The organism is Paenibacillus sp. 481 (assembly GCF_021223605.1).
Taxonomy (GTDB): Bacteria; Bacillota; Bacilli; order Paenibacillales; family Paenibacillaceae; genus Paenibacillus_B.
The window spans coordinates 3786873-3812267 of the sequence record NZ_CP075175.1; the positions used below are offsets into that span (position 1 = coordinate 3786873).

Sequence of the window (25395 nt, forward strand, 5' to 3'; positions counted from 1 at the left end):
CTTATAACGAGGCAATAAAAATGGGTGTAACCACACATATGACAAATATTTTACATATGCGCAATGATTCAGTTTCATTTTAAAAATACAGATTAGGTTCAGGAAGTTAGGAGGACGTTAAAATGACCTCACCGGATAATAAATTACGGGTATTGGTTGAAATATATGGTACACAGTATAAGTTGGTAGGGGATACAAGTAAGGAATATGTGCGCAACATCGCTTCTTATGTAGATGAGCACATGCGCATAATTGCAGAAGGAAATCCAAGGCTGGATACGCCGCGTATTGCGGTATTGTCAGCTGTACATATTGCAGAAGAAGTCCAACGAATCAAAGATGAATTTTCGCTCGTGAGCGGGAAGTTAGTCGATCAGGAACAAGCGGCACAAGAGCTTGCGACCACGCTAGATAAGCTGAAAATAGAGTCTGAACGCAACCTTGAGCGCTTAAAGGCCGAATCCCTGCAGCAAGTAGAACGTATGCGTGAACAGGCTGCAGAAGAGAGCGAGCGTCTGGAACAAGAACGGGCCAAGCTAGAGCAGGAGCTGGATAAGCTAGGTAAGCAACTTAGTTCACAAGCGGAATTGAACACCAAGTTGTCTGCGGAGAAGAAGTCGGCTGATGAGCGCAACAGTAAGCTGAGCGAGCAGATGAAAGATGTGGAGAAGCGTCTGCAAGGTGTTATCAATCGTGAAAATGATTTAAAACGACGTTTGCAAGAGACGGAGCAGCGTGTTGAGCAGGAGCAGAAAAAACAAGCGGAAGCGGCAAATGCTCATATCCGCGAGCTCGAACAGGCAAAGCAGAAATTCGCGCAAGAGACGGGTCAGCTCAAGCAGCAGCATAGCAAGTTTATAGACGAAACGGTACGGAAGCATGATCATGTAATTGCGAATTTGAATGCGCAGCATACGGCAGTATTGGAAAAATTAGTGGCGGAGCACGCTAACGAGTTGGATGAGGAACGCCTTAATCATTTGCAAGCATCCGAAGAAGCAAATGAGCAGCACGTACAAGAGCTGGCGAAGCTGCGCAGTGAGCATGCAGACACCGTCGATGCTTTAAATACGGCGCATCGTGAGGCAGCAGAGGCGGCGAAGCAGGAGTTTGAACATGAAGCTGTGCAACTGCGTCAATCGCTAGAGCGTATGCAAGCTGAGCATAAACAGGCGTTATCGCAGTTAAGTGATACGTATAAACAGGAGCGCGACCAATTAATTGCGCAGCATGAACAAGCAAGCTTAGTAAGTAACGAAGCTTATGAAGAGCGGATTCTCGAATTGGAATTGCAGCGTGAAGAGGAGCGGGAACAGATTACAGCGGCTCACGCAGCCGCAGTTCAAGCTTTGGAGCAGCAAATTGCTACTTTGCAAGTGGAGTGGCAAGCGAAGTTGGATGCTGAACAAAGCCGTGCTGCTCAGATCATTGCTAAATGGGAAACGAAGCTGGCCGAAAAGACAGCGTCGTGGGAGCGGCAATCGGCAGAACAGCATGCAATGTGGGAACAACAACTGGCTGAGCAAACAGTAGCTTGGGAAGGTCAGTTAGCTACCCAAACTGCGGAGTGGGAAGCTCGCCTTTCCACGGAAACGTCGGAGCTGACACGTGTTCATTCCGAACAGACGGAGCAAATGCAACAGGCTCACGAACAGCGCACGGCTGACCTTCAACTTGAAAGCAAGCAACAGCTTGAGCGATTGCAGCGAGAAAATAAGCAGCAAATCGAACAAGTCGAGCAAAAGAGCAAGAAGCAAATGGAGTTGCAGCGCCAAGCGGATGAACAGCGTCTGGAGCAATTGCAACAGGAAAATAACGAGCTGATGCAACTGCTGGAACAGGAGCATGCACAGCGAGTTGAGCAGTTGGAGCAAAGTTACAGTCAGCGTATCAACGATTTGGAGCAGCAGCATGTGGTGCAAATGCAGCACGCACAGGACGAGTACGCGGCTCAAATGCTGCAAGTACAGGCTGAGAGCGCTGAGCGATTGATGAAGGTACAAGCAGAGAATACGGAGCAATTGGCGCAAGTACAGGCCGATAGTGCTGAGCATTTGATGCAAGTACAAGCTGAACATCAGGATTATGTGTCTAAAGTAGAAGCTGAATATGAGGACCGTGTGTCGCAAATACAAGCGGAACATGCTAATGAGTTACTACAAGTGCAGTCTGAGTATGCTGAGCAACTGTTACAAGTCGAAGCGGTGCACTCGGAGCAGCTTAGCGCGATGACGAAGCAGCATGAAGAAGAGCTTAGTACGCTGGCTATACAGTACGAAGAACAGATTGAGACGCTGTGTACCGAACATGCGGAACTGATGTCGTCCCACGAGTCCACTGATTCGCAATTCCGCTCTGAAGTTGAGGCGAAGCTAGCTGATAAAGATAATCAGCTGGCAGAAGCAGATGTTCAGCTTAATGAAGCAGCGGAAAGCTTGCGCGCCCATACAGCGCGGATCAGCATGCTGGAGGGACATCTTGGTCGTGCTGAGCAGCTTGATCGTGCTCGTCAGGTGGAAATGGAACGACTTATAAAAGTGCGTGACGATGCGCAAGCGGAAGTGGTGTCACAGCAGCAGCGCGCAGATGAATTACAATTGAATTGTGATCAATGGAATGAAAAATATACACATGTAGAACAGCAGTGGAACTCCGAGCGCGAGCAATGGGAGCAGCAAAAGGATGAATGGACTGAGCATGCTGAGAAATGGCAGGAGCAGGCGAAACAATGGGAAGAGCAGCTAGCACAGGAGCGAGCTGCGTTTGAGGAGCAGCAATTTGGATTGTTGCAAGAAGCTGAGCAACGTTACGCAGAGCTGACTCAACAGGCGGAAGTAGAGCGGCTTTCAATAGAGCAGCAATATGAAGTGCAATTGAAGGAGCAACTGGAGGAACAGCGTAGCCAGTTCGAGCAGCAGCTTGAGCAAGAGCGTCAGCTTATGCAAGTGAAGATGGAAGAGGAACTGCAAGCGCTGGTGGAACAAGCGGATAAAGATATGCAGGCCTTGCAACTGCAAGCGGATGAAGCGCGCAATGCTGCTGAAGCAAGATTGCAGCTAGAGCAAGCAGAGCTTGAGGAGCGGTTTGCACAGGAGCGGAATCAGCTGCAAGAGCAGTTGGAAGCTGCTCGAACGGCTTGGCAGGAGCAGACTGTTCAGCTGCGAGAAGATTTTGATCAGCAGCTTAGTGGCGAGCGTGAGGCGTTGCAAGTGCAGTTCAGTCAAGAGCTGTTATCTCGTGCAGAGAAAGAAGCGGATGAGCGCATGACGTACGATGCGCTGATTGACGAATTGGAACAGCGTTGTGGCCAGCTAGAAACGGATTGTAAGCAATGGGAAGAGTCTGTTGCAACGCTTGAAAAGGCGCAAGTAGAAACTAAAGCTGCTGAAGAAGCAGCGCAGGCAGAAGCTGAGGCCGCGATGGAACAGGCGCAAATGGAAGAAGCAGCGCGAGTGGAAGCACAGGCAGCACAAGCTGTAGCGGAGCGTGCGCAAGCAGAGGCTGAAGCGGCTGTAAAAGCTGCACAGGCAGAAGCCGAAGCCGCGATGGAGCAAGCGCAAGTGGAAGAAGCGGCGCGAGTGGAGGCGCAGGCGGCACTGGCTGTAGCGGAGCGTGCGCAAGCAGAGGCTGAAGCAGCTGTAGAAGCTGCGCAGGCAGAAGCTGAGGTCGCGATGGAGCAGGCGCAAATGGAAGAAGCGGCGCGAGTGGAAGCGCAGGTGGCACTGGCCGAAGCAGAGCGTGCACAAGTAGAAGCTGAAGCGGCTGTAGCAGCAGCGCAGGCAGAAGCGGAAGCCGCGATGGAGCAGGCGCAAGTGGAAGAAGCAGCGCGAGTGGAAGCGCAGGCGGCACTGGCCGAAGCAGAGCGTGCACAAGTAGAAGCTGAAGCGGCTGTAGCAGCAGCGCAGGCAGAAGCGGAAGCCGCGATGGAGCAGGCGCAAGTGGAAGAAGCGGCGCGAGTGGAAGCACAGGCAGCACTAGCTGTAGCAGAGCGTGCGCAAGCAGAGGCTGAAGCGGCTGTAGCAGCAGCGCAGGCAGAAGCCGAAGCTGCGATGGAGCAGGCGCAAATGGAAGAATTAGCGCGAGTGGAAGCACAGGCAGCACTAGCTGTAGCGGAGCGTGCGCAAGCAGAGGCTGAAGCGGCTGTAAAAGCTGCACAGGCAGAAGCCGAAGCTGCGATGGAGCAGGCGCAAATGGAAGAAGCAGCGCGAGTGGAAGCACAGGCAGCACTAGCTGTAGCAGAGCGTGCGCAAGCAGAGGCTGAAGCGGCTGTAGCAGCAGCGCAGGCAGAAGCCGAAGCTGCGATGGAGCAGGCGCAAATGGAAGAATTAGCGCGAGTGGAAGCACAGGCAGCACTAGCTGTAGCGGAGCGTGCGCAAGCAGAGGCTGAAGCGGCTGTAAAAGCTGCACAGGCAGAAGCCGAAGCCGCGATGGAGCAAGCGCAAGTGGAAGAAGCAGCGCGAGTGGAAGCGCAGGTAGCACTAGCTGTAGCGGAGCGTGCGCAAGCAGAGGCTGAAGCGACTGTAGCAGCTGCGCAGGCAGAAGCCGCCGCGGCGGTGGAGACTGAGCAGCAGCGCCAAGCATTAGCTGAGCAGATGACAAATCATTTGCATCAATGGGAAGAACGCGAACAGCAATTGCTAGAGCGTGAACGTGACCTGCAAGAACAGCTCAAAAAATTGCGTTCAGAATATGACCAGAAACAAATTGAGCTTCGTGAAGCCATGCAACAAGTAGGATCTATGCAAGGTGGAGCGGATGGCTCTCAAGATGAGATCGCACTAATCAAAGAACAATTCGAAGTCATGTCCCATCAGTTCCGTATATCGAATCTTCAGCGGGAAATGGAACAGAATAAGGCTCAGGAAACGGAGAAGGCATACGTTCAATTGCAAGATGAATACAAAAAGCTGCAAGCAGAATTTAATGAGTGGCTTGAATTGATTGAGCAGGACGTGAAATGATCGAATGGTGGCACACCGTAAGGGATGTTTTTCTTTCCTGGAACCCGCTTGATTATGCGATCGTTATATGTGCCGTTCTATTTACGATCATTGGTGCAGTTCGTGGGCTACGCTCGCAATTGCTTTCGTTATTCGGCATTTTACTTGCGTTCTTTATTGCATCGCGATTTTATGAATTTTTTGCACCATGGGTAAAAAAACGATTGTTTGGCGTAGAGGGTGATCCAAGCCCTATACAGTCACTCGGAACCCAAGCAGCTCCATCAGCAGCCCAGAAGGGCGATTGGGCATCGGTGTATAGTGGCGCGTGGTCGTCCATCTCTGAGACCGTTTATTCGGTAACCGCGTTTAGCATATTGTTTGGGTTTGTCATGGCAGGATTTTGGTTGCTTAATTTACTATTCAAACGATTTTCAAAAAACCGCCCGCTTCAATCCATTGACCGTTGGAGCGGAGCGATCATCGGATACTTGCAATTTTTAATTATTTGGTGCTTGTTATATGTGGTACTTAAAGCATGGCCAACAGGAAAGTTACACCAATGGGTAGAAACATCGTTTTGGATGAACAAGACAGGAGCTTGGATACCTGAAGTCATCGTCGAAGCGATCAAATGGGCGCAATGGCTGTAGCGTATTCCATACACATGTCACATGAATATAAAGCAAGCCGCCGTTTCATCGGCTTTTGACCGAGATGACGGCGGCTTTTTCATGCTTGCTCGTTACTCAACGATAATTTTGGCAACCATGTCCTTATGACCAGGCCCACACATAATGGTACAAATGAACTCATATGTGCCTGCTTTATCAGGGGTAACGACTTGCGAAGTGCTGTTCGGATCCAGATTCAAATCAAGTTCTTTCACGGAAAGTCCGTGATTCCCAGAAGATTCTAATACAAATTTAACAGGCTCGCCTACTTTTACACGGTATTCGGCTTGGTCAAACTTATAGTTAGAAGCTTTGATAACAACTTGTTTAGCTGCTGAATCGTTCGAATTAGACTTCGATTGTGAATCAGTCTGTTTTCCTGAACTACAAGCAGATAGAGCCAATGCTAACGTGAGCACCGCAAACCCGATGATCCCAATGCGTTTCATGATTAAACCCTCCTGACTATACGTTCTGGAGATGTGATAGTTAACTACCTAACCAGAAGTACAGTACCTGTTATGGAAGCCAACATCGTCGCTGGAATATGTTTGGCAACAATTCCAATGTTGAATCCTTGCCATAACAATAAGCAATGAGAAAGGCTTTTCCAAGTCATAATCGATTTAGATTGTGACAAACGTATGAAATTTGTTGCATTGGGATGCATCCAATTTGTATGTTCGGCCGTAAGTAATACTACGTGACCTTTTTTACGCCTATTTCGACGTATTACTGCGACCAGCTTCGTACGGTGTTGCTACCGGAATAAACAAATCAATGAGCCCGATAACAAGCGCAGCGAGCAGGGCACCTATTACAGAAACGGAAACGCCACCTACGAAGAACTGTGCAACGTAAATGACGAGCGCGCTTATCAAAAACCCGACGATGCCACGTCCAAATGGTGTGACTCGCTTGCCGAACAGACCTTCGACGATCCATCCGAACAGGGCGATGACTAGAGCAAGCAGTAAAGCGCTCCAAAATCCGCCGACCGAAAACATAGGCACAATCCAGCTAGTGACCATTAATACGAGCGCTGCGACGATAAATCGGACGACATGACCGAGAAAACTCATGGACCTACCTCCTTGACCGTTTGAAAGGGTACGTGTTGTGCAACAATTATTGTATCCTTTTCTTTATTAAACATAAGCGGCAGGTATCGACAAACTTATCCAGTGCTAGCTTAACCGCATAGCCACGGTGTTTTCGTTAGGCTATAATAATGAACAGCGAGAGGAGTCGTGACTTTACTTTGGATTCGAAAATTTTAAAAACGTTAGACTATACGAAAATTTTGCAGAAGTTGGCGAATCATGCTGCAACCCAGCTAGGTGAACAGGCTGCATCCGTGCTGTTGCCAAGCTCTGATTTAGATGAAGTCAAACACCGTTTGCAAGCGACAGACGAAGCGATGACCGTCGACCGTCTTAAAGGTGGGGCACCATTTTCTGGCGTGACGGATATCCGTCCTGCGATACAACGTGCGCGCATAGGCTCGGTACTTAGCCCACAAGAGCTGTGGCATATCTCAGCATTGCTGTTCGCTGGCAGACGTATTCATCGCCATGTTGAAAGCGTACATGAAGAGCAGGCTGTTCCGATGCTGCAAGCGCTTGTTGATGCGATTAGCGAACAGAAGCCTTTGGAGGAACACATTCGCCAATGTATCGACGAGCAAGGTGACGTATTGGATCAAGCAAGCTTTGAATTAGCAACGATCCGACGCGAGCTACGCATCGGCGAAACACGCATTCGCGAGAAGCTGGAATCGCTTATTCGTACACCAAGCACAGCGAAAATGTTGCAAGAGCAGCTCGTTACGATTAGGAATGACCGCTACGTTATTCCGGTCAAGCAGGAGTACCGCGGTCATTTTGGCGGGATCGTGCATGACCAATCCAGCTCCGGCGCTACGATGTTCATCGAACCGGAGTCCATTGTGATGATGAACAATAAGCTCCGTGAAACGAAGCTTAAAGAAGAGCGGGAAATCGAACGTATTTTGTCTTTGCTTACGGATCAAGTTGGTGAGCAGGCAGATTTGCTCATTAACGATACCGAATGTTTGCAGCAGCTTGATTTTATTTTTGCCAAAGCACGTCTTGCCCATGAGATGAAAGCTACACAGCCGCGCATGAACGATCGCGGATTTTTGAAATTGGGCAAAGGGCGTCATCCACTGCTTGCTAAGGATAGCGTTGTACCGATCGATGTCGAGTTGGGCAATCAATACACATCAATTATCGTAACCGGACCCAATACAGGCGGTAAAACGGTTTCGTTGAAAACGATCGGGTTACTTAGCTTAATGGCGATGTCAGGGTTGTTTATTCCTGCACAGGAAGGCAGCCAAATGTGCGTGTTTGATTCCATCTATGCGGATATCGGGGACGAGCAGAGCATCGAGCAAAGCTTGAGTACGTTCTCTAGCCATATGACGAACATTATTCGCATCTTGCAAGAAATGACACAGAAAAGCTTAGTGCTGCTTGATGAGCTGGGAGCAGGAACAGATCCGGCAGAAGGCTCAGCATTGGCTATTGCACTATTGGAGCATATGCATCAAACGGGATGTCGCATGGTAGCGACAACGCATTATAGCGAACTGAAAGCGTACGCTTATGAGCGTAAAGGCGTCATCAATGCGAGCATGGAATTTGACGTTCAGACGTTGCGTCCAACGTATCGATTGCTAGTCGGTGTTCCTGGTCGAAGCAACGCTTTTGCGATTGCCGAGCGACTTGGCTTGCCGAAGGCGATTATCGATCATGCACGCGGCGAGGTTACAGAAGAAGATATGCGTGTCGAATCCATGATCGCCTCCTTGGAGGAAAATCGCCTAAGTGCGGAGGCAGAACGTATTTCCGCCGAGCAGCTTCGCCGTGAAACGGAAGCGCTGCGCCAGCAATTATTGGCGGAGAACGAACGTTTACAGGCAGAGCGAGACAAGCGCGTTGCCAAAGCGGAGGAAGAAGCCCGCAGCGTCGTCGCGAAGGCGCGTCGGGAAGCGGAAGAAATTATTAAAGAGCTGAAGCAATTAGCGGAAGAAAAGGCTAATGTTCAAGATCACCGTTTAACGGAAGCGCGCAAGCGTCTTGACGAGGCAGCACCTGCAAGCAAGCTGGGCAAGCAAGGCAAGCGTCCTAGTGCAGCTAAAGCACGTAAGATCGAAGCTGGCGATGAAGTAACGGTATATAGCTTGAATCAGAAAGGCACTGTAGTTGAACTGTCAGGTTCTCAAGAAGCCATTGTGCAGCTTGGAATTATGAAAATGAAAGTTCGCCTTGATGATTTGGAGCTACTTGCACGCGCGAAGCCGGAAGTGGTTAAGACCGGAGCAAACTTAACGCGTTCTAGAGGGGACAGTGTCCGCTCAGAACTTGACTTGCGTGGGGAGAACTTGGAAGAGGCATTAATGGAAGTCGATCGATTCCTCGATGAAGGTTTGCTGTCGAACCTTGGTCAGGTTTACATTATCCACGGCAAGGGAACAGGAATATTGCGCACGGGCATTCAAGACTTTTTACGTCGCCACAAACATGTAAAAAGCTTCCGCATCGGTAATTACAATGAAGGCGGAACTGGTGTAACCGTGGTGGAGTTTAAATAATGATCAACACGTCGTTATTTAGAGGGAGGATTGGCTGAACATGGAACAGATTATGGAACAATGGCTCGCCAATCCTTATGTCGCCATGGTCGCTTATTTTTCAGTAGCCTTGTTAGCTCTCGGTATTTTGCTATCGATTTTTGAGTTGGTCACGCGCTATAAATGTTGGGATGAAATTCGTAAAGGCAACATCAGTGTCGCCATGGCGACGTCGGGAAAAATATTCGGCATATGCAACATTTTTCGCTTCGGAATCGACGCGCATGATTCGATTTATGCTTCGTTGCAATGGGCTGTAGTCGGTTACTGCTTGCTGCTCGTCGCCTATTTTCTGTTCGGGTTTCTAATGCCTTATTTCCGTCTTGATGACGAAATACAACGGGACAATCGCGCGGTTGGCTTACTGTCAATGGTCATTTCCGTTTCATTGTCCTATATTATCGGTGCAAGCATTTAGTTGTACGGTGGTGCAGGGGGATTATTGCATGAATTTGAAATATTTGTGGATGACCTTATTCGCATGTGCGGCGTTATTCTTTATTATAGGCATCTTTTATTGGAACAATCTTTAAATAATGGGCTGAGTTAGAGAGGAATGGTTTTAGAGTGAAAACGATTTGTCATTGGTGCGATACAGAAATAGTATGGGATGAGGAATTGGGTCCTGAGGAAGAATGTCCACATTGTCATAATGAGCTTAATGAATACCGAACCGTGAATGTTGCGATGGAACGTAATGATGAAATGGGTTCGCGTGATGAAGATGAGGATGATGAGGAAGGTCAAGATGCGGGCGCAGCAAAGGACAAAGCATGGGATGAGATGGATTGGGACGGTAAAGGTTTGCTACTAAAAAATTCAGATCGCCTGCGTTATCAAGATAGTATGGATCGCATCTTGCTCGACCAGCCTGAAGTGCCTGAATGTCCGCTGTGTCGCGAATATATGTTATTGGCAGGACAAGAAACGATGGGGGATAATCAATTTAAGGCCCATACAGCTGAAGCGTTGGACAAGCCGCTACTAGCTGCGCCGTTTGCGTTGGATGTGTATGTATGTACATCGTGCTTCCAAGTGAGCAAAGTATTAGCGGAGCCGCATCGCGAAGCATTGATGGACAACGTAAGAAATTCAAAATCTGAATAATGAAGACGCTCGCTTTAGGGTAGGTTATATGCTGTAACGAAAAGGGTGCAGAGCTCTAAAGCGAGGAGGGTTCACCTTCGTGAAAGCGCGTCTTAACGGCCAACTGCTGCTGTTGTTGGTCGTGTTCGGACTTTTTTCGTTGGCGAACGCTCTCTCTGGGACGTTCGTCAACGTTTTTTTATGGAAAGTAAAATCAGAGTTTACGTTAATCGGTTGGTTTGCATTTAGTCAGCAAATAGCGATTGGGCTCATGTTCTACACGGCTGGAAAATGGGTAAAAGAAGGCAATAAGTTGAATTGCTTACGCCTTGGTATAGGTCTTGCTAGTCTGTTCTACGCAGCCGTGCTGTGGTTAGGTAAAGCAGCCGTCTATTATATATGGCCGTTGGGACTTACCTTAGGTGCTGCATTAGGCGCATTTTGGTTGGCCTTTAACGTCATTTATTTTGAAGTAACGGACGCTAATAATCGAGACTTATTTAACGGTTCGGTCGGGTTAGTAGGGGCAGGTTGCGGTATGATCGCTCCGTGGGCGTCAGGGTTTCTCATTTCCCAATTAGGTGGTGATCGGGGTTATCCGCTTATTTTTACGATCTCACTTGGTGTATTTATTGGAGCGGGCATGATTAGTTTTTGGTTGGAACGAAGGCCGCCAGAACAACATTATGATTGGCTAATCCCTTTTGTACAGTGGAAAAAGAAAAATAGCCCGTGGCGTGCCGCTTTGCCAGCACTTGCTGCTCAAGGCATTAGAGATGGGGTATTTGCTTTTCTCGTCGGACTCATCGTGTATATTGCAACGACAAATGAGCTGAAGTTAGGAAGCTATACGCTCATTACGTCAGCGGTGTCTCTCATTAGCTTTTATGCAGTAGGTCGTTGGATTAAAGAGAAGTATCGGATTTCAGGCATGTTTGTAGGGGCGATAGCGATGGGGTGCGCGGTTGTACCTCTTTTTGTTCAGTTACAATATTCGTCTCTGTTGACGTTTGGGATTATCACTTCGTTATTTTCGCCGTTATTTGTGGTTCCGATGACATCGGCTACGTTTGATTTGCTTGGGGTGGATGAACAATCTGTCCAACATCGTGTTGAGCTGACCGTTACGCGTGAGTTTGGGTTACTCGTTGGTAGGATCGTATCCATTTTAGCGTTTATTGTGTTCGTGCAATGGCGAAATGACCATCAGGCGATTGTCATTTTTCTAGCAGTCGTTGGATTTGCGCCCGTCATCACCACATGGCTGATGCGTCCGATCCTGCAACAAAAATTAAAGCAAAAAGAAAAAAGTGCTTCGCATGATTAGCTGAGAGGTGTATCTCCATTTGCTAACGATGTGAGCACTTTATTTTTATGGCTAGGATGGCTTAAATGGCTTTTATGGCTTTGTTGCTCGACTAAAACGAAATAAATGCTCGTCCGGATGAGAGCCGTACTCTATCATGTCGCAGATGAGTTCAGACGCAATTGCACTGTACACCGTCCCATTCCCACCATACCCTTCCACAAAATAGCAATTGGGGTAATCAGGATGTGGCCCTATTAAAGGATAGCCGTCGTGCGTTGAGCCAAAAGCGGCAGTCCAAGCATATTCGGTTTCGAATGGCCCTAAAGCAGGGAACAATTTGTTAATCTCACCACGTAACAAATTCGCTTTGTTGCGCAGCATAGCTTCTCGTTCTTCGGGAATGGTTGTACCCTCATCCAAACCTCCAGCTACAATTCGGTTATCGGTGGTCGTTCGCAAATATAAATAAGGCCGTGCCGTTTCCCATATTAACCATTTCTGATGCCAATGCTGCTCTAGGTTTGGAATGGGTTGGGTTGCGATTGCAAACGTACTTTCTAATACGGCGTTACGATCACGTTTAAGTTCTTGTGTTTCATAGCCAAGCGCGAATACAGCATGCCTTGCCGTTACTTTGAATCCTTTGTCCGTGTAACAGGCAACGCCGTCAACCATACATTCATGACGCTGCACACGTGAATCCTCATATATACGGAGTCCAAATCGTTCTACAGCCGTGTCGATCAATGCGTGCACGCACTTGACTGGGTTGGCTTCAGCATCACCGTGGGTGACAATCGCGGCGGGCTTGCGAAAGCCAAAGTGAGCTTCAATCTTATCGGTATCCCACCACTCCACGTCAAAGCCATGCTCCAAAAGCGTAGCGTATTCATTTTCCAGTTGGGGCACATCTTCATTACAACTAGCAAAATACAAGCTGCTTCTTGGTAAAAGGTCAGGGTCGGCATTGAGTTGCTTCGGAAGTGAAAGCAGTTTCTCTACGGCCTGTTTGCATAGCGTGTAGAATTGGATTCCGCTTGCTGCTCCGAATGTATGGATGCAAGACGTTAACGATTTATCATTGCAAAACTGCAACAAGCCCGTGCTCGCGCTTGTACTTCCTCCGGCAATGCTTCTCTTTTCTAACAGGACCACATTTTTGCCTCGCTTGCCTAATTCAAAAGCCATTAGTGCTCCGCTCATACCGCCTCCTAGTACAACGACATCACATGATAAATGTTGCTCTAGTGGAGGATAGGAACGTACGGATTGCAGAACGTCTAGCCACGGTAAAGTACCGGACTGTAATTTCATGCTGGTCGCTCCTTTCATGTTACATATTTCCCTATAGATGGGTGCATAATACATGTAGTTCAATGGTTCTCAAGTGACGAAAGGAGATAGTCTAAATGGTTCAACATTCTCATGCAATGAAGGCATTATCAGCTAAAGAATTGGAGTACATTGTCGATTCCATATCCAATGAAGACTTGCTACTCAAACAATGTGCTGCTACCGCTGCTGAAACGACAAATCCTCAAATCCATCAGGTGTTGTCTCATCTGATAGCGGTTCATCAACAGCATGCGAATGTACTCGTGCAAAGTTTGCAGCAGCACGAGCATTTAGCACCGACCCAGCCGCAGCCCCCTTCCTCATCTTAGGGATTGCTGGCTGCACGTTGCGGAATATAGCTCGGTAACCAATTTTAGATTTTAGATTTCGTTTAAGGGGTGGGCCATCATGCCACAAGGGCAAGGACAAGGCTTTATGCCAGAGGGAGATTTACTGTACACGATTTTAGCGGATTTAAAGCGAACATCTCGCGAATATACAACCGCTGTAACGGAGGCGGCTTGTCCCGTTGTACGTCAAATGTTTACCGATTTGACGCATAGCACACTGCAACTGCAAGGAGAGCTATTTTACCTTATGGAGCAGAACAATATGTATTCTGTTTCTTCGGGTGCTTTGCAACAGGAAGTAACGAAGCAGTTGCAGCAAAATCAGCAGACCCTGCAAAAAACGCAGCAATTTTTACAGCAGAAACAACAGAGTGCGCAGTACGCGCAAACAGGGCATTCAGTAGCTCATCAACCGTCGAACTACAGTGCTGTACCTTATGCGGCGTTGACGGAATTAGACCAGCACCATGCACACTTGCATCATTCGCATCAACATCATGAGCACTCACGCCATGAACATTTACATCATGCACACTCACATCATGTTCAACCCATTCATGTGCATCAGCAGCAAGGTCATCACTAACGATGTCGGTTGGAGGCGGGTTATCCTTTCGTGGTATATTCAGGCGAAGGGGAAGCTCGCTTCTTTTATTTGTTTATTTTGTTACCGCGTTAAATGGTTCCATTGAATTTAGTTGGCAGGGAGTTGTAGTTAGGTGTATCATAGTTGTTATCATTACTGTCAATTGTAAACAGGCAACTGAGGGAGGACGCGGTTATGAAAGAGCTTACCGAGTTGAAACTGAGCATTTTGCAGTTGTTAAAGGAAGACGCCAGACGTTCTTCTGACTTAATTGCAACGATGCTTGGCAAAGAAGAGGCCGAAGTACGTGCGGCCATAGCAGAAATGGAAGAAGATCACGTTATTGTAAAGTACGCCACTGTGGTGAACTGGAGTAAGGTTGAGGATGAGAAAGTAACCGCATTAATTGAAGTGCAAATTACACCTGAGCGTGGACGAGGCTTCGAAGGTATTGCAGAACGTATTTATTTGTTCCCGCAAGTGAAATCGGTGTACTTAATGTCTGGTGCATATGACTTGCTCGTTGAGGTAGAAGGAAAGAGCTTGCGCGAAGTTGCGAGTTTCGTTTCCGACAAGCTATCTCCAATCGAATCCGTATTATCGACAAAAACACATTTTATTTTGAAAAAATATAAGCAAGACGGCATTATATTCGAGGAACACGAGGATGACCATCGCCTCGTTATTACTCCGTGAGGTGACGAGTCATGATTAAGTCAGAGGAGAAACAAACGGTGTCACAACATTCACGTTCGATGCATGATTATTTAAATCCATTAGTACGCTCTATTCCGCCTTCTGGTATTCGCAAGTTTTTTGATTTAGTTAGCGGAAATAAAGACATTATTACGCTCGGTGTGGGCGAACCTGATTTTTGCACACCTTGGCATGTTCGTGAAGCGTGTGTATATTCGTTAGAAAGAGGAATGACGAAATATACGTCAAATGCAGGGATGCCTGAGCTACGCGAAGAGATCGCCAAATACTTGGACGATTCTTTCGATGTCACTTATGATCCAGCCAACGAAGTACTCGTAACGGTCGGCGGCTCGGAAGCCATTGATCTGGCTTTGCGTGCGCTTGTATCGCCAGGGGATGAGATTCTTATCCCTGAGCCGTGTTATATTTCATATTCACCGATCGTATCGATCGGTGGTGGTGTCGCAGTTGGCATTGAGACAACGGCCGAGAACAATTTCAAGCTGACAGCTGAGTCGTTGCGGGCAAAAATTACACCGAAATCAAAAGTGTTAATTTTGTGCTACCCAAGCAATCCGACAGGCGGCATTATGACGTATGAGGATTGGTTGCCGATTGCGAAAATTGTAGAAGAGAACGATTTGATCGTTATTTCGGATGAAATTTATGCAGAGCTTACATACGATCAGAAGCATGTAAGCTTTGCCGCAATTCCTGGCATGAAAGATCGCACGATACTCGTTAGTGGATTTTCGAAGGCTTTTGCAATGACGGGTTGGCGTATGGGATATGCTTGTGGACATCAAGAGATTATAGCAGCAATGTTAAAAATTCATCAGTACACGGTTATGTGTGCGCCGATCATGGGGCAAGTGGCTGCGTTGGAAGCGTTGAAAAACGGCAAAGAAGAAAAAGATCGAATGGTAGAGTCGTACAATCAACGCAGACGGCTAGTCGTTAGAGGCTTCCGTGAAATCGGCTTGGAATGTCATGAACCGCAAGGGGCGTTCTATGCATTTCCTTCCATTAAATCCACGGGCTTAACATCGGAGCAGTTTGCACAGAGGCTGTTGTTTGAGGCTAAAGTAGCAGCTGTCCCGGGCGATGTGTTTGGTCTAGGTGGAGAAGGATTTATTCGTTGCTCCTACGCAACTTCTGTATCGCAATTAAATGAGGCAATTGAGCGTATGGGGCGGTTAGTCGACAATATAAAGCAAGAAATGTGAAAAATATTCAAATGAATCTAAAAAGAACTAGTTTTCTCCAATATGCTCTGGTATAATATAACATGTCCTGTTTGTGTTCGTCCTTATTATGGGAAATAGGGATAATCTAAGCAGGGGATACCTAGCAGCGGAAGGAGGAAAATAAACTTGTTTTGTTCGGACTACACGTTAACCACAATGAAAAACGCCTTATTCAGGGAAGACGGTATGATGCCGAAATGGTCGGGCAAAACAAGAAACGTTTCGTCCGAGCTGCTTGCATTAGAGGATGAAATTTGTATTCTTCGCAAGCAAATGGAACAAATGTTTCAGGAAGAGCAGTCTTTTACAGCTGAGAAAGTTATTGAAATTAGCAGACTGCTTGATGTGAAAATTAATGAATATATGAAATCGCACGTCAAAAAATGACTGCGTTCAATGGAAGGCCCGCAAGGGTCTTCTTTTTTTGCTTCTATTGTTTGTGATATAGTTGTGGTTGAAGGTAAGTCTACATAACGAACACGGCTAACAGGTGGGGAAGGGGAACGCACCATGCGCAAGCTAGGATGGCTAAGTCAATTGTTCATGCTGATCGTATTAGCGAGTATGTTGAGCGGTTGCAACAATGCAGATGAGGCAGATATAAAAATATTTATGATGCCGAAAACGACCATATCGAGCGAGATCGAGGAAAAGTTGGAGCAGCATCTGAATAAAAAATTGGACGGGAAATTTACCGTTGATGTCGTGACGTCGGTGATGTACAGCCCACACAAATTGTTTGTCGAGTACGCTGCTGGGGGCAACAGCATTATGATGGTGCCAAAAGAGGATATGCAGAAGATGAGCTTGCAGGGTGGGCATGTTCCATTGGAACCTTTTTTCAATAAAGATACGTTTCGTGAAGGTTACATAGATGGTGCTATCCAGGAGCAAGTAGGGGAAAAGTTTATAGAGAAAAAAGGCAAGCACTTATTTGCGCTTCCAACAAGTAAACTTCCTGTTATTGCACAAGTTGGCATTGAAGAAAAGGATTGGTTTGCGGCTGTTCATGTAGGCACACCTAGTATCGATAAATCAGTAGCGGTGTTGAAAATGTTAGCAGCTGAACAATAACGTCATGGCATGGAGTCAATACTTTGAAAGGTCAGGAGGGAAGACACGTGATGATAGGCATTATCGGCAGCACTGGCAGTGGCAAAACGTCGTTCGCACTGCACTATGCGTCTACTTTCGGCCGCGAAGGCTTGTACGTCATCACGAACCGGACTATCGTACCGGAAGCCCTGCCTGAAGTTTCTCTCATGAGTTGGAAAACGGTAGAAACCGATCATTTGTTGCCAAGTATGCTGCACCGGATCAACAATGGATCGAATTTGTTCCGTGCTGACCGCCGCGTACTTGTCATTGATAGTTTATCATCTTATTTCATATCTTGGCATGAGGCTTTATTGGAAGAGCAAGGGGAATGTGATAGCAGTGCGTATGCAGAGCACGTGGCAACAGCTAGATTAGCGTTGGAAGAGGCAATCCTCAGCTTTCAAGGAAAGCTGTTCCTTATTACGAACGAAGCACCGCTTATTACCCCCTTTATGAGTAAACAAGAGCAATCGTTTGCACGTGAACTTGCGAAGTTAAATGCTGTTGTGCTTCGGCGCTGCGATCAATTATTTAGGATGACGGCCGGCATTCCTCAAGAGCTGACGTCACTGCGTTTTCGCGGATAAGGGAATACGTACATTCGCAAAATAGTCGTGCTGTGATATACACGGATCTGCGTAGGAAGCAGTACTGCGAAAAAGCAGACTATTGGGCAATAAATGCTGTTGTGGTAAGAGATTTTATAGATGACGAAGGAGCATAACAAATGAACATATATACACGAACTGGTGATCAAGGGATGACTTCGCTGATCGGTGGGAGAGTTCCCAAAGATCATATACGGGTAGACGCTTATGGTGAATTGGACGAGCTTAACTCGTTTATTGGCTGTGCAGTGTCTTGCTGTACAGACGATGCAATGGACGTACTACGTCAACAGCTTACGATGATTCAGCATGAAGTGTTTGATTGTGGCTCGGATGCAGCCTATGCCGAGACAAGGCAGGGTAAGGTGATATACAAAGTGCATGCAGAGCTGGCGCAGCGGTTAGAACAATGGATTGATGAGCACGATGCAGCAGTGCCAGCGATTTCGAAATTTATTTTGCCAGGTGGGCATGCGGTTGCATCTGCGCTACATGTGTGCAGAACGGTATGCCGTCGCGCGGAACGTCGTCTCATTACGTTGTCACAGCAAGAGGCTGTTAATCCGGAAGTGTTGAAATATGTAAATCGTTTATCGGACTATTTCTTTGTGGCCGCTCGTCGTGCTAACGCGTTGGCTGAAATTGAAGATGTAGCTTATGCGCGCAGTGCAGATGTATTTACTACCCGTAAAGAGCGTAATGAGAAATATGATGGATAAGAACGGGTTGAGTAACGATGGTATGATGCAAGACCAAGATAAGCAAGGCCAAGGCATGCAAGGGCGCGATGTAGCTGAACTCAAATATGTCGTACCAGAAGAGGAAGCGGGTATTCAGCTAAAGACTATACTGCGTACACGTCTCCATTTATCACGCCGCCTGAACAAGCGGCTAAAAGAGTTGGAGGACGCCATTACGGTTAACGGAGAGCGGCGCTATGCGACAGAGCGTCTCCTCCCACAGGACGTCGTCGTGGTCCGCATTAAAGAAATGGGCGCGGATGAGGACTATATATTGCCTGAGCCGATGCCGATTGATGTCGTGTATGAGGACGATGATATTCTGGTGCTGAATAAGCCAGCAGGCATCGTCGTTCATCCGACAAAAGGATATCCAAATGGCACGCTGGCTAACGGTGTCGTTCATTATTGGCGTTCTCGTGGCGAATTGACTAAATTTCGCCCCGCAAATCGTCTAGATCAGGATACGTCGGGCCTGATGATCGTTGTCAAACATGCGTACGCTCATCAACAGCTGGCGGAGCAGATGATTGACCGAACGATGGATAAAGTGTACACCGCCTTCGTATACGGTGTGCCGTTCCCACGAACAGGGACGGTTGACGCTCCAATAGACCGTGATCCCGTGGAACGGCATCTACGTATTGTAACGCCTAGCGGTTATCCATCCGTCACTCATTATGAGACGGTGGAAGAGTATGAGATGAACGGACAGCCAGCGGCGATGGTGCGCTGTAAGTTGGAGACGGGACGGACTCATCAGATTCGCGTCCATATGAAGCATATTGGCTGTCCTCTAATAGGGGACAGATTTTATAAGCGGGACGATGAAGAACGTCCATCCAGCGACGAATTAGAGATGGAGAGCGACGGTGAGCAGCGTGAAGATTGCGGTATCGCGCGTCAGGCGCTACACGCATCAGAGCTTGCTTTCAATCACCCCATTTCGGCTGAACGCCTTCAATTTCACGTCGATTTGCCGCCAGATATGGAGCAGTTGCGACAACGCTTGTCGCAGGCTTAGCGTTATTTAGCTTTGTAGTTATCCTTAGCTTTGCCGTGTCACAGCAGTATCCATTGAGTAGATTAAATTAGATTGAATGAGATTGAAATGGATGCAGTAGATTGAATTCGTTCGAATCAGAGCGAAATGGATGTAGTTGAGCGAATTCGTTTGAATGAGATTGTCATGGATGCAGCATCTCGAATTAAACCAAGTTATCCAAAAAAATCGTAGTAAATGTAGTAGATCGGAGTGAATGAATATGAAAAAATTAACCGTTTATCATTATGCCACATGCAGCACTTGCCGTAACGCGATCAAATCGCTGCAAGCAAAAGGAGCGGAATTGGAGCTGCGCCCAATCGTGGAACAGCCACCGACTGTTGATGAGCTGCGCACCCTCGTGGCGAATAGCGGCTTAGAACTTAAAAAGTGGTTTAACACGGCTGGAGAAGTATATAGATCGCTCCAGCTTAAAGATCGCTTGAAGGATATGAGCGAAGAAGAACAGCTAGAGCTGTTATCTTCGAACGGCAAACTCATTAAACGTCCGATCGTTACAGATGGTCAGCGCGTCACGGTTGGTTTTAAAGAAGATACATACCAAGAAGTATGGTCCTAAGCAGTACGCTCTTAAGTAGCACGCTCATAAGTAGAATGTTCTTAAGCAGTATGCTCTTAAGTAGTACAGCTCAGGCAGTGCGCTTCTAAGCAATGTAACAAAGTAGTTGAATCCATATGTGTAGTCCTATGCCTAGAGTTGCTGGCAGAAACCGTTATCGGGAACAGATTGCAGGATATGATATACTGGTTAAGCTGTTGAGCGCATGAGACGGGAAAGGGGCAAAAAACAATGAATTCGATTGATATTACAGACATTTCAGATATAACGTTTGATACACCTAAGGAGCCGCGCGTGCTGCTTGTCGACGGAATGGCTTTGCTGTTCCGTGCTTATTATGCCTCCGCATATGGCGGTACAATTCGTCGAATGAAGGACGGTACGCCGACGAATGCGGTATACGGCTTTATGCGCTATTTTTGGGATGCCGTAGAACGATTTGGCCCTACGCATATCGTGTGCTGCTGGGATTTGAGCAGCAAGACATTTCGAGCAGAGCAGTTTGATCAATATAAAGCTAATCGCTCAGAATGCCCTGAAGATTTAGTGCCGCAATTTCAATTGATGCGCGACGTCATGGACGGATTCGGTATCCCGAACATATCTGTAGAAGGTTTCGAAGCGGATGATTGCATAGGAACCCTTGCACGTTTATACCGTGAAGAGATGGAAGTCGTCATTTTAACAGGCGATCATGATATGTTGCAGCTCGTACATGAGCGTACTAAAGTAGCTATTATGAAAAAAGGACAAGGCAACTATGCTGTCTATTGCCCGCAAACGTTAATGGAAGAGAAGCAATTAACCCCGATGCAAGTCATCGACGTAAAAGGGTTAATGGGCGATCCTTCTGACAATTACCCGGGAGTGCGCGGTATTGGGGAAAAAACAGCGTTAAAGCTGGTGCAACAGTACGCGTCTATCGAAGGTATTCTAGAACATTTGCCAGAGCTTGCAAAAGGGGTACGCACTAAAATCGAAGCTGACTTGGACATGCTTCATTTGTCACGCCAGTTAGCACGAATTGAATGTGAAGTGCCTGTCTCTTGTCATGCTGACGATTGCGCATTTTCTCCAGATCGAGATGCAGTGTCCGCTGTATTTGAACGTTTGGAAATGAATAGCATGATTTCATATATTGGGATGTAAGGATGACAGCATTTTACGAAACAAAATATCACATTTAGGACTCTTTAACCGACACCATGAACCTAACATCTTAGATATAAAAAGGGTCCTTCTCTATGTCCTGGGGAGGATTTATACAACATGAATACGCATTTGACTACTCGCCGCAACAGGCGGCATTTTGTAAGTGGAGTACTAGCTTTTTGCCTTATGATGACGACATTTTCTGGATCTTCAGCCTACGCGATGCCACAAATCGGACGAGCTGAAGCAGCGCAAGTACAAGTAAGCAGCTCAAGCCTAGCACATACTGCTGCATTTGCAGGTAGCGTTCAAGCTAGTGTGCAAGGTGGAAAGCAAGTCAAGGCATCGACCCAGCAAATTAAAGTGGGAGCTAAGAAGTTAAGTGTGAGTACCGTACGCGTGCCTAAGGGCATGAAGCCAAGCGTCATATTTGGTGCTGGGCAAATTGGCAAAGTTGCTTCACTGCAATCTATTGTCGCACAGCACCAAGCGCGCGCGGCGGTAAATGGCACTTTCTTTGAAGCTTACGGTGGCATACCGGAACCGTGGGGAACTGTTATTTCCGATGGCCGTATTGAGCATGTTGGTAACTTAGGAACGACTATAGGCTTTAAATCCGATGGCAGTGCAAAAATGGATACACTACGTGTGCGTATGACAGGAAAAGTGGAGCAGCTTGACGATGGCAGGGAATTGGATTGGTACGCTTATTTCGTTAATCGTACGCCACAGTCGAATGCGAATTCAGCTATCTTGTTCACACCTAAGCGTGGTAAAACGACAGGAGCTGCATTTGGTCGTGCCGTAGTCGTGCGCAAAGGAATCGTGACAGAGGTAGCTTCTGGCCGCAGCGTCAACATTCCGGCAGACGGCTACGTTATTCATTTTACAGGCAAAGAAGCCAAGTTGGCCGACCGGTTTAAGAAAGGCGCGAAAGTGAAGCTAGATATTACATATATGAACCACCAAGGGAATGAAATTGAGGGTTGGAGTGACGTGACGGCCGCTATTGGAGCGGGACCGCGTCTTGTCAAAGATGGCAAAGTTGCTCTAAATCCTAAAGCAGAAGGCTTCAGACAAGATAAAATACTTACGCTGTCTGCGGCACGTAGTGGAGTAGGCATTATGCCTGACGGTTCCGTGATGATCGCGACTGTACGTTCGGCGACGATGAAGGAATGGGCTGCTGCTTGGAAACAGCTAGGTGCTGTGCATGCGATGAATTTGGATGGCGGTGCATCTTCCGGTTTATACGCGAACGGCAAGCTGATGACGAAGCCAGGGCGCAATATTAGTAACGCTTTATTGTTCAAGTAATGTTTAAGTACTGTTCAAGTAAGTGGATTCAAGATTCCCTTGCTCTATGTATGAGTTTACACAAAAAAAGCGCTTAGCGCGCATTTCAGCTTGTCGAGAAACCCCTGTCTTTTTAAAGGCGAGGGGTTTCTCTCTGTTCTCATGTCTAGTCCGTAAAATTCACTTCGCCAACAACTAAGCTTAGAAACTGGCGTAAGTCCTCTGCTTCCTCTTCAGTCAACTTGTAAAAGTGTTCAAGGTATCCCTCTTCTTCCAAGTCGTCCTGACCTAGGATAGCGGTTAGTCCTGATTGCAGATCGGTCACTAACTTTTTTCCATAAAAGCGATTCGTAGTTGTGACAGCCAGATCAAAACGATGCATGCTGTTGCCAATAACGGTTACAAATCGTGTACTCGTTTGTTCTGTACTGTCCGATAAAAAATCCAATTCATTGATGTTCATCGTGTTGTACCTCCTTTGAAGGATGACGTCCCCATTATAGCCTATCCAATTCGTTTGTGAAATGATGAAATATTTGCTAATGAATGCTTATTATGAATAGATGAAAGTATGATTAGGAATTGACACACGAACGTGACATGCTATAATTTAGTTAAATTCATAACTAGGACGAGGAAGCACCTCTTTGATGAGCCATAGGCTATTCAAAGGGGTGCTTTCTTTTTTTATTTTACTTTGACGCGTTCTTAGATGAATGACACAGGGCAAATAGATGCACCTCACAACATGCGAAACAGACGACATGTCCTATTACATACTGCGAGGAGGAAATGGTAATGAAATTGATTTGGATGGCTATGCTTGAGCTTAGTAAAGATTCGGATACGGTGTCACCTAGCCCACCTGATGAGAAGTCTAATGAATATGGCATTATAACTGCTGGTGAGCAGGATGGGAACTGGGTAGTGTGCTGGGAGCGGGAAGGGAAGTCGCTAATCTGGTACGAGGGCACGATGTGGGTAGAAATGCGTGCAGCTTTACGGCGTGGCATGGCCAGCTTGTTGAGCGCAGGTTATCGTTTATCGCTTGGGTTTTCGCCAGAAGCTAACATGCATGAGCGGCGCATGCGCGAACGTCAAGAATGGATAACATGCTATGCGGATTTGCACCATCCTTCGCCGTTGTATGAGCAACTGGCCAAGTGGCGTCGTGAAACAGCGGGCAAGTTAAAGCGAGCTCCTTATTGGATCGCGACTAATCGCATGTTGCGTATCGTAAGTGCTTTTGTGCCGCATACGCCGGAGGAACTTAAGCAATTGCCCGGGTTCGGCGATGCGAAAGTCGCCTCATATGCCGAGGATATTTTGGAGGTGACGCGAACAATGGAGCGAAAAACGACGTTCCCGTTAGACTGGGTGCAGGCTGCAGTGACGGAAGCAGAGTTTGCGAAGTGGATCTATGAGCAAGAAGAAGATAAGCAAGCCGCGGAATTGTTGAAAATAACCGAGCGTCGTCGTTTGCTCGAAGGGGTTCAACTTGGTGAGCGCATTGAGCAATTGATGACACGCTTACAGGTAGACAGACGGGAGATTATTGTACGCATAGAAGCGATGGAGCAAGAAGGATTCAATATGCAGGAGCTTATTGAGCGGGAGCTCGTTGATTTGCCGCAGGATGAGCGTTCTGCTATAGAGCATGCTTTGTCCGATTTGGGTGATAAATATTTGCGGCCTGTACTTGTGCGAGCTTATGGAGAGATGGCATTAGAGAAGCCTATGGTGGAGTTGCAGCCGATATACGAGCGGATTCGCCTGTTGCGGCTAGTGCGTCGCGAGCACAATGGGCAAAGCGAGAAGAGCGAGCAGGGCGGTGATGCCAGAAAAATTGCATAAGGGAAGATAGCGTACAAATGGTATACATACAGAACGGATTCGTTCAGGTAGGTTAAACGCCAATCAGGTGAGCGATGGCTTCTAGGATTATGAAAAGCCCGCTGTCCCCGTATGAGTAGGGAGCAGCGGGCATAATAGGAACCGTTGTAACAACGTTATAGCCAATCTTTTTTGCGGAACAAATAAAACATAAACCCACCAAGAAGAAACATAAAGCCGATTGCAAATACAGATCCGTATTTCGTATCCATAAAAGGAATATAATCAAAGTTCATCCCATAAATACCTGTGATAAACGTAAGTGGCATAAAAATAGTCGTCATCGCTGTAAATACACGCATAATTTCGTTGGCACGATTTGCAATGCTCAATTGATACGATTCACGCAAGTTCCCCATCAAATCGCGAAACGTTTCAAACGTTTCAGTTACTTTGACAGCATTTTCATATATATCGCGAAAATATTTTTGCAGGTCGTCGTCAATAAGGCGCAAATCTTTGCGATATAGCACAGTTAGCACTTCTTTTTGTGGACCGAGCCCTTTTTTCAACCATAAAATTTCGCTGCGCAAGCTAATAATTTCGTTCAAGTGCGATTTCTTAGCATTAACGAGCATTTCTTCTTCCAGATTGTCGATTTTGGCCTCGATGCGGTCTGCTACCGTAAAGTAGTTATCGACAACTAAGTCAATGAGCAAATAGAGCATCCGGTCTGGCGTACATACCTCTTGCTCCCACAGTAGGGGCTTGACCGTGCGCAGTTCGTTAATTTTTTGCTGGGTTACCGTTATTAAATAATGCTTGCCTAAAAAAGTGTTCAACGTGCGTAGAAAAATTTCTTCATCGTCAAAGCGAATGCTGTTTACCACAATAAAATAGTGGCCTTCATAAATTTCAATTTTCGGGCGTTGCTCTTCTTCATTCAAGCAATCCTCTACTGCTAGGTCGTGAATAGAGAAGAGTTGCTGTAGAACAACAAGGTCTTCGATGTCTGCATCAATCCAATAAAAGCCTTCTTCTGGCGGCTTCAATGTTGTTTCGATGTCATCAATTGGCGTGAATACGCCTTGATTGACCAGACGAATTTTCATTGCAAATCACTCCTTCGGTCTGATTCGTGTTTCAGCACGAGAACAGA

Annotated in this window: 23 protein-coding genes and 1 pseudogene; 19 read left to right on the plus strand and 5 right to left on the minus strand. The window is 47.0% G+C overall.

Annotated features, from left to right (window positions below; translation table 11 throughout):
- The first annotated feature begins 122 nt into the window (after positions 1-122).
- Both KIK04_RS16675 and KIK04_RS16680 read left to right on the plus strand, forming a co-directional pair.
- Complete coding sequence (locus tag KIK04_RS16675) at positions 123-4961, plus strand: hypothetical protein (RefSeq protein WP_232274741.1); 4839 nt, start codon at positions 123-125, stop codon at positions 4959-4961.
- The gene (locus KIK04_RS16680; protein ID WP_232274742.1) at positions 4958-5593 is read left to right on the plus strand and encodes a CvpA family protein; all 636 of its coding nucleotides are present in this window, start codon (positions 4958-4960) and stop codon (positions 5591-5593) included. The genes KIK04_RS16675 and KIK04_RS16680 overlap by 4 nt, the downstream gene beginning before the upstream one ends.
- Before the next feature lie 92 nt (positions 5594-5685).
- Here the strand turns inward: KIK04_RS16680 and KIK04_RS16685 are convergent, their stop codons facing one another.
- Together KIK04_RS16685 and KIK04_RS16690 are read right to left on the minus strand one after the other, a co-directional pair.
- Complete coding sequence (locus tag KIK04_RS16685; protein WP_232274743.1) at positions 5686-6063, minus strand: cupredoxin domain-containing protein; 378 nt, start codon at positions 6061-6063, stop codon at positions 5686-5688.
- Between the two features lie 270 nt (positions 6064-6333).
- Entirely contained in the window at positions 6334-6696 is a 363-nt protein-coding gene (locus KIK04_RS16690; RefSeq protein WP_232274744.1) for a phage holin family protein, read from the minus strand.
- 179 nt (positions 6697-6875) lie between these two features.
- On the opposite strand from KIK04_RS16690, the gene KIK04_RS16695 reads away from it, so the two are divergent.
- The 4 genes from KIK04_RS16695 to KIK04_RS16710 all read left to right on the plus strand — a co-directional run bounded on the left by KIK04_RS16695 (position 6876) and on the right by KIK04_RS16710 (position 11685).
- Positions 6876-9233 carry an endonuclease MutS2 gene (locus KIK04_RS16695; protein ID WP_232274745.1) on the plus strand — a complete coding sequence of 786 codons (2358 nt, stop codon included), beginning with the start codon at positions 6876-6878 and terminating at the stop codon, positions 9231-9233.
- A gap of 40 nt (positions 9234-9273) precedes the next feature.
- Positions 9274-9690 carry a DUF350 domain-containing protein gene (locus KIK04_RS16700; protein ID WP_232274746.1) on the plus strand — a complete coding sequence of 139 codons (417 nt, stop codon included), beginning with the start codon at positions 9274-9276 and terminating at the stop codon, positions 9688-9690.
- Between the two features lie 269 nt (positions 9691-9959).
- Entirely contained in the window at positions 9960-10379 is a 420-nt protein-coding gene (locus tag KIK04_RS16705) for a hypothetical protein (protein ID WP_232274747.1), read from the plus strand.
- Positions 10380-10458: 79 nt separating this feature from the next.
- Positions 10459-11685, plus strand: coding sequence for an MFS transporter (locus KIK04_RS16710; protein ID WP_232274748.1), 1227 nt, complete (start codon positions 10459-10461; stop codon positions 11683-11685).
- Positions 11686-11757: 72 nt separating this feature from the next.
- Here KIK04_RS16710 and KIK04_RS16715 read toward each other — a convergent pair whose 3' ends face one another.
- On the minus strand, positions 11758-12981 hold the full coding sequence (locus KIK04_RS16715; protein WP_232274749.1) for an NAD(P)/FAD-dependent oxidoreductase: 1224 nt from the start codon (positions 12979-12981) through the stop codon (positions 11758-11760).
- A 95-nt stretch (positions 12982-13076) separates the two neighbouring features.
- Between KIK04_RS16715 and KIK04_RS16720 the strand changes: the two genes are divergently transcribed.
- From KIK04_RS16720 to KIK04_RS16775, 12 genes and pseudogenes are all read left to right on the plus strand, one after another.
- Complete coding sequence (locus KIK04_RS16720; protein WP_232274750.1) at positions 13077-13331, plus strand: hypothetical protein; 255 nt, start codon at positions 13077-13079, stop codon at positions 13329-13331.
- Between the two features lie 79 nt (positions 13332-13410).
- Positions 13411-13773: pseudogene (locus KIK04_RS16725) on the plus strand (spore coat protein); the annotation flags it as partial.
- 360 nt (positions 13774-14133) lie between these two features.
- A complete protein-coding gene (locus KIK04_RS16730) occupies positions 14134-14634 on the plus strand; it encodes an Lrp/AsnC family transcriptional regulator (protein ID WP_232274752.1) in 501 nt (166 codons plus the stop codon).
- Between the two features lie 11 nt (positions 14635-14645).
- Entirely contained in the window at positions 14646-15863 is a 1218-nt protein-coding gene (locus tag KIK04_RS16735) for an aminotransferase class I/II-fold pyridoxal phosphate-dependent enzyme (protein WP_269670955.1), read from the plus strand.
- A gap of 177 nt (positions 15864-16040) precedes the next feature.
- Positions 16041-16271, plus strand: a complete 231-nt coding sequence (locus KIK04_RS16740; protein WP_442951096.1) for an aspartyl-phosphate phosphatase Spo0E family protein — start codon at positions 16041-16043, stop codon at positions 16269-16271.
- Between the two features lie 123 nt (positions 16272-16394).
- A complete protein-coding gene (locus tag KIK04_RS16745) occupies positions 16395-16958 on the plus strand; it encodes a hypothetical protein (RefSeq protein ID WP_232274753.1) in 564 nt (187 codons plus the stop codon).
- Between the two features lie 50 nt (positions 16959-17008).
- Positions 17009-17569, plus strand: a complete 561-nt coding sequence (locus KIK04_RS16750) for a bifunctional adenosylcobinamide kinase/adenosylcobinamide-phosphate guanylyltransferase (RefSeq protein WP_232278780.1) — start codon at positions 17009-17011, stop codon at positions 17567-17569.
- Positions 17570-17709: 140 nt separating this feature from the next.
- Entirely contained in the window at positions 17710-18309 is a 600-nt protein-coding gene (locus KIK04_RS16755; RefSeq protein WP_232274754.1) for a cob(I)yrinic acid a,c-diamide adenosyltransferase, read from the plus strand.
- Positions 18299-19354 carry an RluA family pseudouridine synthase gene (locus KIK04_RS16760; RefSeq protein ID WP_332329975.1) on the plus strand — a complete coding sequence of 352 codons (1056 nt, stop codon included), beginning with the start codon at positions 18299-18301 and terminating at the stop codon, positions 19352-19354. Before KIK04_RS16755 ends, KIK04_RS16760 begins: the two co-directional genes overlap by 11 nt.
- 241 nt (positions 19355-19595) lie before the next feature.
- A complete protein-coding gene (locus KIK04_RS16765) occupies positions 19596-19955 on the plus strand; it encodes an arsenate reductase family protein (RefSeq protein WP_232274755.1) in 360 nt (119 codons plus the stop codon).
- Positions 19956-20186: 231 nt separating this feature from the next.
- Positions 20187-21104 carry a 5'-3' exonuclease gene (locus KIK04_RS16770; protein WP_232274756.1) on the plus strand — a complete coding sequence of 306 codons (918 nt, stop codon included), beginning with the start codon at positions 20187-20189 and terminating at the stop codon, positions 21102-21104.
- Between the two features lie 120 nt (positions 21105-21224).
- Positions 21225-22424 carry a phosphodiester glycosidase family protein gene (locus tag KIK04_RS16775; protein ID WP_232274757.1) on the plus strand — a complete coding sequence of 400 codons (1200 nt, stop codon included), beginning with the start codon at positions 21225-21227 and terminating at the stop codon, positions 22422-22424.
- A 145-nt stretch (positions 22425-22569) separates the two neighbouring features.
- On the opposite strand, the gene KIK04_RS16780 is transcribed toward KIK04_RS16775, so the two are convergent.
- On the minus strand, positions 22570-22866 hold the full coding sequence (locus KIK04_RS16780) for a DUF3055 domain-containing protein (protein WP_232274758.1): 297 nt from the start codon (positions 22864-22866) through the stop codon (positions 22570-22572).
- Between the two features lie 335 nt (positions 22867-23201).
- Here KIK04_RS16780 and KIK04_RS16785 point away from each other — a divergent pair, with 335 nt between their 5' ends.
- Positions 23202-24257 (plus strand): HRDC domain-containing protein, encoded by a 1056-nt coding sequence (locus KIK04_RS16785; protein WP_232274759.1) that lies wholly within the window; start codon positions 23202-23204, stop codon positions 24255-24257.
- A 155-nt stretch (positions 24258-24412) separates the two neighbouring features.
- Here KIK04_RS16785 and corA read toward each other — a convergent pair whose 3' ends face one another.
- Complete coding sequence (gene corA, locus KIK04_RS16790) at positions 24413-25348, minus strand: magnesium/cobalt transporter CorA (protein WP_232274760.1); 936 nt, start codon at positions 25346-25348, stop codon at positions 24413-24415.
- Between the last annotated feature and the right edge of the window lie 47 nt (positions 25349-25395).

What these genes read in the sequence shown, in the direction of transcription:
- KIK04_RS16675 (WP_232274741.1), top strand. Translation starts at nt 123, where the DNA reads ATGACCTCACCGGATAATAAATTACGGGTATTGGTTGAAATATATGGT.
- KIK04_RS16680 (WP_232274742.1), top strand. Translation starts at nt 4,958, where the DNA reads ATGATCGAATGGTGGCACACCGTAAGGGATGTTTTTCTTTCCTGGAAC.
- KIK04_RS16685 (WP_232274743.1), bottom strand. Translation starts at nt 6,063, where the DNA reads ATGAAACGCATTGGGATCATCGGGTTTGCGGTGCTCACGTTAGCATTG.
- KIK04_RS16690 (WP_232274744.1), bottom strand. Translation starts at nt 6,696, where the DNA reads ATGAGTTTTCTCGGTCATGTCGTCCGATTTATCGTCGCAGCGCTCGTA.
- KIK04_RS16700 (WP_232274746.1), top strand. Translation starts at nt 9,274, where the DNA reads ATGGAACAGATTATGGAACAATGGCTCGCCAATCCTTATGTCGCCATG.
- KIK04_RS16705 (WP_232274747.1), top strand. Translation starts at nt 9,960, where the DNA reads ATGGAACGTAATGATGAAATGGGTTCGCGTGATGAAGATGAGGATGAT.
- KIK04_RS16715 (WP_232274749.1), bottom strand. Translation starts at nt 12,981, where the DNA reads ATGAAATTACAGTCCGGTACTTTACCGTGGCTAGACGTTCTGCAATCC.
- KIK04_RS16720 (WP_232274750.1), top strand. Translation starts at nt 13,077, where the DNA reads ATGGTTCAACATTCTCATGCAATGAAGGCATTATCAGCTAAAGAATTG.
- KIK04_RS16730 (WP_232274752.1), top strand. Translation starts at nt 14,134, where the DNA reads ATGAAAGAGCTTACCGAGTTGAAACTGAGCATTTTGCAGTTGTTAAAG.
- KIK04_RS16735 (WP_269670955.1), top strand. Translation starts at nt 14,646, where the DNA reads ATGATTAAGTCAGAGGAGAAACAAACGGTGTCACAACATTCACGTTCG.
- KIK04_RS16740 (WP_442951096.1), top strand. Translation starts at nt 16,041, where the DNA reads ATGAAAAACGCCTTATTCAGGGAAGACGGTATGATGCCGAAATGGTCG.
- KIK04_RS16745 (WP_232274753.1), top strand. Translation starts at nt 16,395, where the DNA reads ATGCGCAAGCTAGGATGGCTAAGTCAATTGTTCATGCTGATCGTATTA.
- KIK04_RS16750 (WP_232278780.1), top strand. Translation starts at nt 17,009, where the DNA reads ATGATAGGCATTATCGGCAGCACTGGCAGTGGCAAAACGTCGTTCGCA.
- KIK04_RS16755 (WP_232274754.1), top strand. Translation starts at nt 17,710, where the DNA reads ATGAACATATATACACGAACTGGTGATCAAGGGATGACTTCGCTGATC.
- KIK04_RS16760 (WP_332329975.1), top strand. Translation starts at nt 18,299, where the DNA reads ATGATGGATAAGAACGGGTTGAGTAACGATGGTATGATGCAAGACCAA.
- KIK04_RS16765 (WP_232274755.1), top strand. Translation starts at nt 19,596, where the DNA reads ATGAAAAAATTAACCGTTTATCATTATGCCACATGCAGCACTTGCCGT.
- KIK04_RS16770 (WP_232274756.1), top strand. Translation starts at nt 20,187, where the DNA reads ATGAATTCGATTGATATTACAGACATTTCAGATATAACGTTTGATACA.
- KIK04_RS16775 (WP_232274757.1), top strand. Translation starts at nt 21,225, where the DNA reads ATGAATACGCATTTGACTACTCGCCGCAACAGGCGGCATTTTGTAAGT.
- KIK04_RS16780 (WP_232274758.1), bottom strand. Translation starts at nt 22,866, where the DNA reads ATGAACATCAATGAATTGGATTTTTTATCGGACAGTACAGAACAAACG.
- KIK04_RS16785 (WP_232274759.1), top strand. Translation starts at nt 23,202, where the DNA reads ATGAAATTGATTTGGATGGCTATGCTTGAGCTTAGTAAAGATTCGGAT.
- corA (WP_232274760.1), bottom strand. Translation starts at nt 25,348, where the DNA reads ATGAAAATTCGTCTGGTCAATCAAGGCGTATTCACGCCAATTGATGAC.